The organism is Labrenzia sp. C1B70 (genome assembly GCF_000475395.1).
Lineage (GTDB): Bacteria > Pseudomonadota > Alphaproteobacteria > Rhizobiales > Stappiaceae > Roseibium > Roseibium algicola.
Genome location: NZ_AXCE01000020.1, coordinates 1 through 14,285, shown reverse-complemented (window position 1 = coordinate 14,285; position 14,285 = coordinate 1). Strand labels below are relative to the sequence as shown.

Sequence of the window (14,285 nt, the reverse complement as noted above, 5' to 3'; positions counted from 1 at the left end):
AATAACGGATGGGCTCTAGCTATCGGGGGATCATCCTCACGTTGGCAAGGGATAAGGGATTTGGATCTGCCACTGAAATAGATGCTGACACCTGCGAGCGCATAGGCTCTGCTCGCCAAGCTTTCGCTAGGTCCTGCAGGTACCCCTGCCAAAATTGACGATGATCTGTGAGCGATACTTGAAGTGCGACTTCTGCGGATTTCAGGGGTAGGGGGCGTTCACTCATTGCGCCAGCATCTTCTCCCTGAAGACTTCGGCCGGCGTCTTCCAACCAAGGCATTTCCGGGGCGTCGCATTGAGCCGGTCACAGATCCCTTTCAACTCAAGATCGGTGACCCGGCTCATATTGAGTTTGCGGGGAAGCCATCGTCGGGCACGTCGGTTGGTGTTTTCCACGGTGCCTTTCTGCCAGGGAGCAGACGGATCACAGAACCAGGTTTGTGTACCGATTTCCGCTTGAAGATGCGGCCAAGCCACAAACTCGGTTCCTCGATCGAACGTGATGGATTTTCGGGAACGGATTGGCAGGTGGCGGATTGCATCAATGACCTTGCCGAGCACCGGAAGTGTTTTCCTGTTGTCGTTCTTCAAAAGCACGGTGAACCGGGTGACGCGTTCCACCAGGGATGTAACGTTGCCAGAACCAAAGTGCTGTTTGAACAGCATTAAATCGCCTTCCCAGTGCCCGAACTCCTGCCGATGTGCCACGGCATCAGGCCGGAACAAGATGCTGACGTCACGATGGAATTTGGGTGGCAGGCGCTTTCTCGCTCGTCTGGGTTTTCGAGACTTTCGATGTGTCGGCAAGTACCACCACAGCTCCTGGGCAAGGCCTTCCTTCGAATAGATATAACGGTAGATCGTTTTCTGGCAGACCCGGTGGGAGGCGCCTTCGTATCTCATGCGTCCGGCAATCTGTTCCGGCGTCCAGCCATTCTTGATGCGATCGGTCACAAGATGACGCAGATCCGAATGCTTGATCAGTTTTCGTGACCGACGCGTGGCGCATTCCTGGTGGGCCGCCATCCATGGGGAGGAAGCGCAGGGTTTGCTTCAAACGGTAATACCTAGGCACGATTACCGCTCATTGCTCTGATTTCAGCTCAGGGCAAACGTTCGAGCATTATTCTCAGCTCTTGGTTTTCCGCCCGAAGCTGCAACCTCAACATCGCCTTCAGCCGTTGATTTTCCAGTTCCAGCACTTCCAGGTCATCGAGATCCACTGCGTTTGACTTGGAATCGACGCTGTTTGTCTGATTTTTCTCTATTTCGTCGTCAGAACCTTTCGAAGAAGTGACTTGTACCTCTGGAGTATGACCGATCTCGTCGTGCTCCGGCTTCGCCTCAGGTTCTACAGCGGCTAGTGGAAGCGCTTGCAAAATCCGCGGTGTGGACAACCCCTGAGGCTGCTTGTCACCACTCTCACTTCTGGGGATTGGCTGCGTTGATCTATTCTCCAGAGGAAACGAGTTTCTCCTACCAGGGTGCGAAACTGGCAGGTTTGCCTCGACTTCACTGGCAAGAGCCTTGAGATCAGTATCGCCCCAGATGGATCTGTTCTGTGGTTTTGCCTGTCGCCGGCTGGATTTCAATTCAACAACGAAGTTTCGTCGCGACTTCATAAAGAGATGCTTCCGAAAAAGTTGGGTAGGCCTCAGTGAGCCAAGCCTGAGGTTTACGGCCGTTCAAGCAGGTTTTCAACGCCGGAATGGATGGCCGCAGTCATTCCATCCCCAGGCGTTTGCGAAGTTCAGCGTTTTCCGCACGAAGCTTTTCCGCCAGCTGGGTGCGCAGCCGAATATTTTCAGCTTCGAGTGTTACCAGATCCTCCAGCGTTTCCAGCCCGCTGCCCGATTTCTTTTCAACTTTTGGCTGCGGAGTCGTCTTTTCAGGCTTATCTTTTGGTGCAGCGTTACGTTTCCACCTGTAATAGGTTTGTTCAGATATCCCGGCCTCTTTAGTCGCTGCCTTTATATTCAGTCCTTCAGACAAACGCATTTCGATCTCTGCGATCTTCTCCGCTCTCTCTTTAACGGTATACCGCTGACCGGTAGATCCTTTAGGCGCTTTGCTTCGTTTCCCGGATTTTCTGATCCGACCAGGACCAGCCGACTGCTGAGAGGTGCTTTTGCTCTCACTGTGCTCTGAGGCGTCATTCGTTTCTAGCTGTCCTGGATGTTGTTCGTCTGCCATTGTTTGCTCCGATATTGGTCGACTTAATTCATACGAATGTAAAAAATAGTCAACAACAGTCAAAGACATCGTGCTGCCCCTTGGCGGTTGGGGAAGAGAGTCAGAGTGTGCATGGTTGACCTCAGTGAACGCGATAGCGACGCCGAGGGTGTCCTCTTTCTTGGCAGCAAGAACCCTACTTTACCTTAGCGAGCACAATTTCCCTCTCGCGGTTAAAGCAAAAAAAGCCGTTTATTCTAGTTCTTATACATGTTTTACTTTTTGTGACTGTTTGTGCTTGTTGTGAAGCTAGCTACTTGAAAAGACTCATCTATTTGCCATGAACTCGCTATGAAAATCCAATAAGCGCAGCATTTATAGGGTCTTAGATGGACGATTTTGCCAGAAAGCGGCTGAACTTTGACGTTTTTGACCGTTCGAAACTGAACAAATACGTTCTTATACGAAATCTTGGATATTCTTGAACGTTTGTAACCATTCCTAACCGTGGGGAGCAGGGCAAGATAGAGAAAGTGAGGCACTTTCTGCGTCGTAAATCTCTACTGCTCGCATATAAACGACGGTATTTGCTACCTTATTCGCCTGAAGGCTCAACGAAACAAGACCCTCATTGAGGGCGTTAACTGTCGCTTAAGTATGAGTGCAGGTCTGTGGACAACTTACCAGAAAGAGCGGAATAAAAGATGACAACTACTGCGTTGATTAGTAGAATCGACTTGTTAGTAGCACGGCGGTCCCAATGTGGAAGTCAGGACCGCCGAGCCTAGCGAACACCAAACTAGTCTTTTGATGCGCGCATAAGGAGACCCTCACAAACTGAAGTGGTCCCGGTTTTCTGAACAGGCCAGCGGCTAAATTAAGGTGTATCCGGGTTGGTTTTCATGCCGCCAATTTCAGGTTCCTGTCAGCCCAATATGCCTCTATGGGAGATTTGTGCTTAAGGGCTGAATGTGGCCGTTCGATGTTGTAAAAGATTATCCCGCCCCGGATAACGCGATGTGCCTTGTAGCCGTCGGTCAGGTGTTCCAGATAAACCGCTTCCTGCTTCAAGGATCGCCAGAGCGTTTGATGAATATGTTGTCCATGCACCGGTCGCGCCCATCCATCGAGATGCGTATGCCAGCTGCGGTCAGCGTGAATAAATTGCGCGGTTGTTGATCGATCAACCCAACACGTTCTATTGGAGAATGCGATCGCGCGACACCAATGGCACCGGAAAGTCCGGCGGGATCAACGTGCCCAAAGTTGTTCTACGGTCTGGACCATCGTGACAGGATCGAAAGGTTTACCGATGGTTCCGAGAACCCCCAAACTATCATAGACCTTGAAATCGTTCATCCGAACCTTCGCGGTCATGAAAATGACTGGGAGGTCACGAGTTTTCGGCTCGTCCCTAAGTTTTTTCAAGATCGTGGGGCCGTCCATGACGGGTAACATGACATCCAGAAGGATCAATTGTGGCAGGCGCGTTTCCAGTTCCCGGAATAGCGACGTACCGCACTCGAAGATGGAGACGTCGTACTCGCCAATCTCCTCAAGACACATCCTGGAAATGATTTGAATGTCCGGATCGTCCTCAACGATAAAGATGGACCGTAGCTTATCGAGGTCAGCCATGGAACGCTGGTTCCTTTTCGTGTGTTGGCGCTTCGGAGACGGGCGTGCCGAGCCAGAACATGGCAAAGCGTCCGTCGATCTCCGTCTGGGCAAGATTCAGGGCAAGGTTAGAGGCATTGCAGGTTGTACGATAGTTCAGCCTACGGAAGGCGCCACTGACTCGCCGCAAGGCTGCATCATCTGATGTAGAAAGCGGAACGGGAATTCTTCCGCTGTCTGACACGCGAGTTGCGAGTATCCCATACGACGGGTGATTCTGAGGTCCGATTGCCACGAAGGATTTGTCGGCTGATAGTGTTACCGTATCGCCCACAGGGGACAGGGGAAGTTCGAAATAGAAAGAGACGCCGTAGCCAGGGCGGGTACGGTAGCCGATTGTGCCTCCATGTTGCATTAGAATAGCTTTGGAAATCGACAAACCTAGCCCCGTACCACCTATTTTCCGTGTGTCGGAGGAATCTGCTTGGCCGAAACGTGTGAACATACGTTTGCGAACGCTAGTGTCTATGCCAGGACCATGATCGGCTACTGTGATGCGAATGCGATCCCCTACTCGAGCAATGAACACGTCGATTGCACTGGTCGGGTGGGAGTATTTCGCAGCGTTTGACAGAAGGTTGTTCATCACTTGGATCAGTCGACCTTCATCGCCTTGGACTACGGCGCTACCTTCGACTGCCCAGAAACGTACTTTCTTGCCGTGGCTGACAACATATGGTGCGCTGACCTCGATTGCTTGTTGTACCAGCTTGATCACGTCAACCGGGTTCAGAGAAAACTCCAGCGTACCGTTCTCCATCTTCTCCATGTCGAGAATGTCATTGACGAGAGATTCGAGACGCTCGCAGTTCTTGCTGGCAATCGAGACCAAGGACGCCGCCCGTTCTCCAAGAGGCTCCTTACGTCCGGACAGGAGTAGACCCAAGGCCCCCCGGATCGAGGTAAGCGGGGTCCGAAGCTCGTGACTGACTGAACTGATAAATTCATCCTTGGCACGCTCGGTTCGGCGGCGTTCGGAAATGTCACGGATAATGGCGCTCAGGAGTGAACGCCCGGCTAGATGCAACTCTCCTATTGCGAACTCGATTTCGACGGTCGTCCCGTCCTTTCTCAATCCAAGCGCTTCATTCCTACCGTCGAATTCGATCAGTCTTTTTCCTGACCGATAGTCTTCTAGACGATTTTGAAAGGCAGGCCGCAAGTGATCAGGAATTAGGATCTCCATAGGCTCGCCAATCAAATCACTTGGCCGGTATCCAAAAAGCCTTTCGAAGGCTTTGTTTGCTGATTGAATGATTCCGTCCCGATCAATGGTAACTATTGCATCGGCAACATTATCAAGGATAGCTTCCAGGCGCATGGCGTTGTCGCGGATGGACAATCGGGCTTCGTTCAATTCGCTGGTACGCTCGGCGACCTTGTCCTCGAGTGTCCTGTAAGAGGTCGTCACATGGTTGATCATCTCGCGGAAACTCGCCGACAGCTGGCCAACCTCGTCGAGACCTACAGGCGGTAGTTTCTGATCGAGATTTCCCTCCTGCGAGATCTTCTGTGCTGCATAGCTGAGTTCAACAATCGGCTTAGCCAGCCGGCGTCCGACCAGTGTCGAAATGAAAACGGACAAGAATAGAATGCCTATCGAGGCAAGCAGGAGTTCCAGACCCAGGATTGCGATTGGCCCCGACAATTGCTTCTTGTCCTGGCCAACGGTCAGTCGTAGACCTGCATTGCTAAGTGGGCTGTCCAGCGCCAAAAGCTGTTCGTGAATGAGAAATTCGGAATTCTCCGACCAGCGGGTCGAACCGATGATCTTGCCATTAGCGGACAGTACGCGAACCTCTACTTGCTCGTTGCCCAATAATTCGAAGATCGGGTCAATTTCGACACGCGCAAGCAGGACTCCCTCGGCCATTTCGGTTGCCGGATAGATGATTGGTATGGCGATTGCGATATACCCCTGGTCGCCATCATGTGAGTGATAGTTTGCGGAGGCACTTCCTTTTATTGCGGACTGGAATACTTGTTCTTTACCTATGTCGCTTTCGACACTGGTATCCGAGCGTACGATCAATTTGCCTTGGAAGTCGAACATTCCGACATCTATGTCGAGCGTTTCTGAAATCTGCAGGTCTCTCATAAATGGCGCCAAATAAGCGGCTCGTCCGGATGAGTCGGCGAGGGCATTCACCACAAGGGAATTATCGGCAAGTGCTTTGAGATTGTGCAAGGCCGCATTCAAATGAATGGCGAACTGAAGGGAAATAAGACGGCTTTCCTCTTCAAGGCGTTGCCGCACCTCGGATCTTGTGTAATCTCGAAAATAACCGTAACCGATACCTCCGATAATGATCGCGGTTAGTAAAGTCAGGGCAACGCTCCCTGCGGCGAACTTCTGCGCAAGAGACGCCCGTTTCCAGATCAAATAGCGTGCCATTGCAGCTACCTTTGTCTATCATCAGTTACTGCGCGAACCCGTGACGAGCGATCGTGCCATCTTCCTGGTAGCGGCCGATAAATACATCGCTTTTTCGCAACGCATCATGTGACGTATCGGAAAACGGTCTTTCATAGTAACGCAGGAGACCTTGGTAATCCTTAACGTTTTCCAGTGCATCGCGAATTTCTTCTCGGTTCGTCGAGGCCGCCGCGTCGATTGCCCTGGCGAGGATGTGGGTCAGATCATAGGCGTGAGCGAAGCCAACAGGAGCGGGAATATCTGAAATCCGGTCAATTCCGAAATGATCGGATAGCACTGCCAGAACTTCTTGAGCCTTCGGGTCATCGCGGCCAACAAATGTGAAGGTTTGAACGACCGACAAGTCTATGTCGCGCAGCGCTTCTCCGGCAAGACTGACGAAATCCGAGCCGGTTATACCCCAGTGCGATATAATGGGAACCCGTAAATCATCTGGATAACTGTAAACCGCATCAACTATGCGCTTACCTTCCAGTTCATTTGCAACCAATAGTAAGCCGTCCACACCGTTAGCGATTTGCGCTCCATAGTAGTCGATCATCGGATCATTGCTGCTATTGTACCAGGAGACATTGATCAGATTAACGTCCGTCAAAGTGGCTACATGCTTTTCGGCGGCGGCCAGGCTGCTACGCCCCCAAGCATTGTTCGGAACGAGTAAACCGAGTTGTGTCAAACCGATCGCACGAGCGTGGGCTATCATAGTCTGAAGAGCCCAGCTGTCCTTAAGGGAGAGCCGGAACGAGAAACTTGGTTCGAAGTTATGGTCGGTGATGCCGTCGGCTGCTGCCCATGGGTCGAGCAAAGGAATCTTAAGGACATGCGCGGCCTGAAGCATTTCCAGAACGACCGGGCTGAAACGTCCTCCGAAAACTGCTACCAGATCAGGCATTGCCGCCATCTCTTTAAGGTCGAATAGACCACGGGCGGGAAGCGACCTGTTATCCCGGATCAAGAGTTCTAGCGGTCGGCCGTCAACCACGCCGCCGCGCGAATTAATCTCGAAAATCGCGGTTTCGATTCCGAGCCGGATAGCTTGCGCCGAAGTGCTTGCAGGATTTCCGAATTCCGCCGAAAGACCGACGAGCACGGACTGTTGCGGTTCACTCGAAACCGCCGGGCAAATCTGCAGCCAAAGGGCCAGAGTCATAACCAAGAATACTTTCGAAGATCTCATTCCATCCCCCAACCAAATTGATTGTCCCTAGCGTTCATGCATAGCCGCATCGAAACCGCGCATGACCGGCGCAGTCAGGTACGTAAGCAACGTTTTTTCGCCTGTTACAATATCGGCTATAACTGTCATTCCAGGACTGACCGTCATCTCCTGACGGCCGCCGACAAAGGGTTCTTCCAGATCGATCCGCGCCTTATAGAAAGGAGTTCCATCCTCGCTCATGAAGGTGGACGGTGATACCTGGTGCACCTTCCCCCGGATCGAACCGTAGCGACTGTAGTCATAGGTCAAGACCTTCACAGTGACGTCCTGTCCGGGGTGCACATGGCCAATGTCCCGCGTATTGATGCGCGCTTCGACAAAAAGGACGGCATCGGAGGGGACAATCTCCATAAGTGTCCCACCGGAGGGTACTACCCCGCCTATGGTCCGATATTGCAGGCCCTGAACCCTGCCCGCAACCGGAGCGTTCACTGTCAGCCTTTCAACTTGATCGCGAGCACGCCGGATTTGATGCTGCAGTTCGGCAGCGACGTTCGTTAGGTTGCTGATTTCGGCTGCAATCTCGGCTTTGAACCTGGATTCCAATTCGGTAATTCGCAGCTGTGACTCGCGGATCTGAGCCTGAATACGCTTTTCTTCCATTGTGAGCCGCGTGCGTTCGCCGAGCAAGCGAATGTAATCGCGTTCGTCATCTACCAGTTCCATTTGAGGTGTAAGGCCCTTTTCGACCAAGGCGCGCCGCCTTTTCAGTCTGTCACCGGTGAGATCGATCTGCTGGTCAAAGGCTTCGGTCTGAGTTTGCAACGTTGCAAGAGCTGCCTTGCGCTCGCTCACCTGCTGTGAAAGCACTACTGTCTGGTTTTCCATGCTGGCGCGCTTTGCGACTAGGGAAGCCCTTTCCGCGGCCACTATGTCTTCATAGCCTTCAGCCATGTCACCAAGGTTCTCCAGGGAGCCGTCCAGGGCCGAGGCAAGAAGCCGAATTCTCAAAGTTGTGGCCAGATAGCGGGTTTCGAATTGCTCAAGTTCCGGAACGATCAGGTCGGGGGCCATTCTGACGAGTGGTTGTCCGCGAGCAACAACCTCACCTTCGTCCACGAGGAGCTCTGATACGATCCCTCCCTCGAGATGTTGTACCTTCTGAACAGCGACGGACGGCCGCACCTCCCCGGAATTCGCCGATATCTCCGCCACCGGCATGAGGTGCGACCAGCATACCGCGGTCACGAACACCGCAAGCAGGGCGAAGATCGAGGCAACCGCCAACCGGCTTGAGTTTTTCTGGCTGAAAAGCTGGCTGGCAGTCACCTGTTGCTCCTTGGGCGAAGCCGTTGCGGAGTGGTGGTAAGGGGCGCTGGCGATGCCAACGCGTTCACGATCTGCGTTCCCTGTCATTGTTGCGGAGCCTTGTTTGTTCGGAGGATGTCGCTCGGAGAACAGTCCCGGATCAATGAACCCTGGTGGAAGACAAGAACCCGGTCGACCGCGGCAACATATTCAGGTTCGTGGGTGGCGACGAAAATCGTGGCATCACCGCGCCGTTTTTCGATCTCGGCCAGGAACGTCTGTCGCGACAAGGTGCTGGACGCGTCCGGTTCATCAAAAAGGTAGAGGCTCGCGTCGGTGTTCAGAATGCGGGCGAGCGCGATGGCACGGGACAGACCGCCGGCCGCATCGAGGTCCGACATCGGCGTCTCTAGGCCGCGCGGAAGGTTGTCGATTGCTTCCTGAATTGCAAGACGGGTGCAAATTTCCCGGGGGGTGCGATACAGATCACTGTCGATTCCAAGTTCGAGAAAATCAGCGATCGAGATAGGCATTGCTCCGTGCTCACGCGAAAGGTAGCCGACAGACTGTCTCAAGACGCTACGGGACACTTGGTGCGGATTGATACCGTCTATCGTAACCGTACCGAACTGGGGTTCGATCACACCCGCAATTAGATCAAGGAAGGTTGACTTGCCCGCCCCGCCATGGCCGACGACCGCGATTAACTCACCGGGTTTGATATCAACCGAAACATTGCGTATCGCAGGAAGTGATCCTCGCTGATGCGTCCGCATGACCGAAGAAAAACTCACGCGGCCCGACATCCCCCTTCCGCGACCGCCCAGACCATCGACAAGGCGAGAGTCTACTTCTGCAGCGATCATCGCATTGCAGGCGTCCAGTTTTTCCTTGATCTCCGGCCAGCGTAATCTGGCGACGATCAGTGAGGCCAGGGGAGATGCCAGACGCCACACGAGAGCCACCGACGCGATCAGAGCACCGATGGAAAGGTTCCCCTCAATCGCCAGAAGCGCACCTGCTCCCATGGTTGCAATCACCGTGACAGACACGAGTGCGCCCGAGCATGTCTGGGCAACCTGCAGGGAACTTTGGCGAAACAACTCTGCTTCCGCGAGACGCACGGAGGCGTCGTTGAAACGCCGCATCCAGGAACCGCCCGCGCCTTCCAGCTTCACTGCATCGAAGCGTTTCGCGATATCATCGCAAATAATGCCGTAGTCCTCGGCCTGGTGAAGCGACGCCTGCGCCCGTCGGACTTTGGGGCCGGCGAACAGTAGAATGCTGAAAGCCCCAACCATGAGCGTCACTGCCGGGACGATCGCCAACCAGCCGCCGATAATGAAGAGCACAAGAATGTATAATACGCTGAAGGGAGCCTCTGCCAAGGCAACGATGGAAGGGCCGGTGAAAGCATCCCGGACCGTATCGAGATCGCGCAGTCGCCCAAGTCCTTGCCGTCCGGTCGCAGCTTTCGCCGCGGAGGGCGAACGCAAAATCCTAGCAACAAGATGCATCGATGTTTTCAAGTCGATAAGCGCGGTTGCTCGGGCAAGAGTTGCGCTCCGCAGCATCCGCAATATCAGATCGGCCACGATACCTAGCGCCAATCCGGAGACGAGAAAGAGAAGTATTGAAACATTTCCTGCGGCGAGAACCTGATCATATACCGCCAGGGTAAACAAAGGTAGTGCCAGCCCCATAACGTTGGAGATTGCAGTCAGGCTTACCACTACAAGCGGAACCCTTCCGGCTGCTTCGCGGGCCAATTTCACCCAGGTCGACTTATCCGTCTGCCTGGGTGTGTTGGTTAGAATCGTTCGCGAAAAAACCAATGCCCGTCCGGCCTCACCCGGCGGCGGCGGATTCAATTCAAGCCCGGTTGACGGATCCAGACAGATCAGGGGCCCATCCGGTCCGGGTACAAAAGCTCGAAGCTCGCCATCCGGTGTTTCGTAGAGGAAGAGAGGACTTTCAAGTAAAAGATCGCCGAGCTTGCGACGGACGAGTTCCGGCGCCATCGACAAGTCCAGAGCCAGGTCCGCCATCCGGTCGAGCGTTATGACCTTTTCCTTGCCAATTGTATTGGCGATGTCAATCGGTGTCACATCGACACCTGCGAAATGCAGCATCCGGCGAATGCCATCGAGGCGGTCCGGGGTCAGAAGGGTGCCCGAGGCGTCTGCAACAGGCATGATGCCCGAGGGAAGTGTATGAATCTTCATCGTGCAGATTCCATCTGTTCTGCAGACGTCCGGTGTGCGTAGTCGGAGAGTCTCACCACGCGGGAAGCCAGCGAGAGCAAGGGCTGTCGGTCCGATACGATCAGGATGGTTGCCTGCGTTTTGAGCATTTTGAGAACCTGGATAACCCGTTTTTCTGTTTCGCTGTCCAACACGGCCGTCGCATCATCTAGGATGATGAGCTTGTGCTTTCTTGAAAGGCCACGAACCAGCGCTAGCTGCTGCAGAACGTCGGTCGGGATCGTGCCTTCCGCAGGCCGGATCTCCGTATCGAAACCGTTCAAGAGCCTCTTGATTTGGTTGTCTACACCAATAAGGTGGGCGAGATAGCGGACATCGGCATCGTTGGAGGAATCGCCCCCGGCAAGAATATCTATCACCCGGCCAGACGGCAGGTTTGGTTTGCGGGCTATGTAAGTCGTCTGCGCTCGTATCTCGTCGGCATTGCCGTTGCTAATCGTGATGTCTCCAATGCGGATACATCCTTCGATGTGTCCTAAGCCCAGAAGGGTTCGACAGAAGCACGTTTTGCCTTCACCGCGATTGCCAAACAAGCCGACGATTTCACCCCCAACGATCTGAAGATCAATGCCTCTCAGCAACGGGTGCGCATTGCTCCTGTCACGAACGGTGAGTCCCTCTATGTCGACTTTCGGTGGCTTCGTCCAAAGAGAGACCGGGGAAGGAGCATGCAGAACTTCTTTTGTACGGCCCGCAGGTAATATTTTTCGGATCGCCGCTTCAGCAGCCAGTTTCTGACGAGATAGCTGGATAAGTTGAAAGCCGGTTTGAAGAGGTTCAAGGGCGCGACCGGCAAGCAATGTGCAGGCCGCAAGACCACCGAAAGTCAGCTGCCCATCGAGTACCGACAGAGCTCCTGAAAACACCACGCAGCCTACGAGCACCTGGGAGAAAACGGCGTAAAAATCGCGCACGAACAATCCGCCAAAAGCATACCAGCGCAGCGCTCCTGCCCGACCTGTTTCAAGTTGGCGAAACCGATCGATGAGGGGGAGATCTGACGTTTGCAGACGGACGGTCTGCATATCGTTGAATAGCCGGGCGGCGAAAGCGGTTCGTATGCTTTCGTTCTGGTTCAACAAGTTTGCGGTGTGAGCCTGAAAAATGGCCATCGCGATGCTGAACAGCGTGAAGATGAGACAGGCGGTTGCAGGGATGAGCGCAAGCCAGCCGCCCACCAGGGCGATTGCCAGAATGAACAGCAATCCAAACGGAAGGTCCACCCACGCCTGCAGTTGCATGGCTTTGTATTCACGGCTCGCCTTTGCCGAGGCAAGAGCCATTGACAGATCCTTTGGTGGCATGTTCCCCGCGGCCGAGGGATGTTGGGAGAGAACATCCTGCATGATACGGCTTCGATAAATGTGATCCAGATGTGCCCCGGCGTGATTGACAATCGACAGCCGAGAAAGTCGCAGAAAAAGCTCCACCAGAACGACGAGAATGGCGGCGGAAAGCAAGATGCCGAGCGTTGGAAGTCCATTGTTGGGGATCACACGGTCGTAAACTATCAGCGCGACCATGGGTATCGCTACCGCGAGCGTGTTGATCAGAACTGAGGCGACCAAGACCGATGTCGTTACGCCGCGGCTCATCGTTCGGAGCGCGTCGCGTTCGAGCAAATCATACGTCAATGCATGGGTGGCTGCTGACACCATTTATCCCGTACCTTCTAACTCAGGTGTACAATCTCGACTGGAGAATGCGCGGGCGGGACGTGAATTTCAGTTAGGTTGGTGTAGCGAAATTGTTAGTAGAATGTAGAAAACGCAACCCAACGGCGTGAAAGCTGCCGGAAGTTCTATTTTTCCAGTTGGTTGCGCTTCTCCACTAGCAGGCGTCCATCGAATCTCGACGGTCTGCTCGCTGGTCAAGCTGGTGGCAAAGAAAGGACGTACCCTGCACCCCGCACCGTTTTTATGATCTTCGGCTGAAGCGGGTTTTCCTCAAGCTTCTTTCGTAGACGGGCTACTAGGATATCCACCGTGCGATCCATGTATTCCCAGTTGCGGCCAGTGATGACCATCATGAGGTCATCGCGCGAAAGAACCTGGTCGGCATGTATCACCAAGTGTTGGAGCATGGCGCTTTCACTTGCCGAAAGTACCGTTTCTTCTCCCTTTTCGGAGACTAGCCGGTAGGTGTCAGGGTCGAACTGCCAAGTGCCGAAACGCAGGGTGGCTGTATTCTGACCTCTCTGGGACGACGGGACTGCGGGACCTGAGTCACTAGATCGGCGAAGGACGGCTCTGACCCTAGCAAGCAGGTTTCGCGGATCGAGGGGTTTGGTTACATAGTCATCTGCACCGAGTTCGAGGCCGACTATCTGATCGACGCTCTCGCTCCTGCGTGAAACTACGATGATTGGCACCTGGCTTTGCAAACGCAATTCGCGCGTAATGTCAAAACCATTGCCGTCCGGTAGTGAGATATCGAGTATGACGAGGTCGATGTTATTGCCTGCCAATTCGGAACGCATTGCAGCGGCAGAGTGGGCGGAAATCACCTCGTAACCATCGTCGGAGAAGTAAACTTCCAAAAGGTTGGTGACATCTGGGTCATCGTCGACGATCAGAATTGTTTTATCGGTGTTCAAGGCCATTCTCCTGCGCCCGATACAATCTCGCTACAAAGCAAATACGATTGGTTACGTATGGATACTATCGTCGAGGAGGCGTTTCGGGAAACTTAATAGCTGTCATTGATCAGCTCAACCACGTTGATCCTCGTGTGGCGTTTCGAGTTATTAGGAGTAGTCGGAATGGTGGATTCCCGGACAGAAATCGGTCCTTTCACACGCCGCGTGTCGAGCTACGAGGATCAGCCGGACACCAGCGGTCAACGCGACGAGGCCGCGTCCACAAGTGTTCATACCGGAAACGAGACCGTACACGACCCTGATACGCAAAACGTCCCTGAAGATGGCAACAATGCAAACGCTGAGATGCGTCAGGAGAGCCTCGATCTCCCGAACACCGATACTTCTGCATTCGATCCGATCGATTTGCAAAGCATCTCTGGCTCAAGCGAGCCGTCCCGGGAATCCCTTTTCGCGCAATCCGGGCCGCAGGATGCGGTTGGGCAGCCGATTTCTTTAGCGGTAGCGAACGCGCCGGATTTTGAGACGAACACAAATACAGATCCTCTGCCTGTTCCGAACCTTGATGATGTAAATTTGGCTGAGAACGGATCGGCGTTGGCCAAAAACGCACCCGAAACATTGGCAGAAGACTCTTCCGACATCGCCGACACTCCGGTCCTGACTGTG

General features: G+C 53.8%; 11 protein-coding genes. 1 reads left to right on the top strand and 10 read right to left on the bottom strand.

The window, feature by feature from the left end:
* Window positions 1–222 precede the first annotated feature (222 nt).
* The 10 genes from Q666_RS53235 to Q666_RS53185 all read right to left on the bottom strand — a co-directional run bounded on the left by Q666_RS53235 (window position 223) and on the right by Q666_RS53185 (window position 13,613).
* A complete protein-coding gene (locus tag Q666_RS53235) occupies window positions 223–1,026 on the bottom strand; it encodes an IS30 family transposase (RefSeq protein WP_023001222.1) in 804 nt (267 codons plus the stop codon).
* A gap of 77 nt (window positions 1,027–1,103) precedes the next feature.
* A complete protein-coding gene (locus tag Q666_RS53230) occupies window positions 1,104–1,622 on the bottom strand; it encodes a hypothetical protein (RefSeq protein WP_023001221.1) in 519 nt (172 codons plus the stop codon).
* Window positions 1,623–1,722: 100 nt separating this feature from the next.
* Window positions 1,723–2,193, bottom strand: coding sequence for a transposase (locus Q666_RS53225; protein ID WP_023001220.1), 471 nt, complete (start codon window positions 2,191–2,193; stop codon window positions 1,723–1,725).
* Window positions 2,194–3,423: 1,230 nt separating this feature from the next.
* Window positions 3,424–3,810: a response regulator gene (locus Q666_RS53215; RefSeq protein ID WP_023001218.1), complete on the bottom strand. Its 387-nt coding sequence runs from the start codon at window positions 3,808–3,810 to the stop codon at window positions 3,424–3,426.
* On the bottom strand, window positions 3,803–6,244 hold the full coding sequence (locus Q666_RS53210) for an ATP-binding protein (protein ID WP_023001217.1): 2,442 nt from the start codon (window positions 6,242–6,244) through the stop codon (window positions 3,803–3,805). Before Q666_RS53210 ends, Q666_RS53215 begins: the two co-directional genes overlap by 8 nt.
* 25 nt (window positions 6,245–6,269) lie before the next feature.
* Window positions 6,270–7,463 carry an ABC transporter substrate-binding protein gene (locus Q666_RS53205; protein WP_023001216.1) on the bottom strand — a complete coding sequence of 398 codons (1,194 nt, stop codon included), beginning with the start codon at window positions 7,461–7,463 and terminating at the stop codon, window positions 6,270–6,272.
* 27 nt (window positions 7,464–7,490) lie between these two features.
* Entirely contained in the window at window positions 7,491–8,774 is a 1,284-nt protein-coding gene (locus Q666_RS53200) for an HlyD family type I secretion periplasmic adaptor subunit (RefSeq protein ID WP_161633253.1), read from the bottom strand.
* A gap of 83 nt (window positions 8,775–8,857) precedes the next feature.
* Window positions 8,858–10,885, bottom strand: coding sequence for an ATP-binding cassette domain-containing protein (locus Q666_RS53195; protein WP_161633252.1), 2,028 nt, complete (start codon window positions 10,883–10,885; stop codon window positions 8,858–8,860).
* Window positions 10,886–10,974: 89 nt separating this feature from the next.
* A complete protein-coding gene (locus Q666_RS53190) occupies window positions 10,975–12,675 on the bottom strand; it encodes an ABC transporter transmembrane domain-containing protein (protein WP_081713311.1) in 1,701 nt (566 codons plus the stop codon).
* 212 nt (window positions 12,676–12,887) lie between these two features.
* Window positions 12,888–13,613, bottom strand: a complete 726-nt coding sequence (locus Q666_RS53185; protein WP_161633251.1) for a response regulator transcription factor — start codon at window positions 13,611–13,613, stop codon at window positions 12,888–12,890.
* A 165-nt stretch (window positions 13,614–13,778) separates the two neighbouring features.
* On the opposite strand from Q666_RS53185, the gene Q666_RS53180 reads away from it, so the two are divergent.
* Window positions 13,779–14,285, top strand: a 507-nt coding sequence (locus Q666_RS53180) for a hypothetical protein (protein ID WP_035909036.1), incomplete at its 3' end; no start/stop codon positions are given.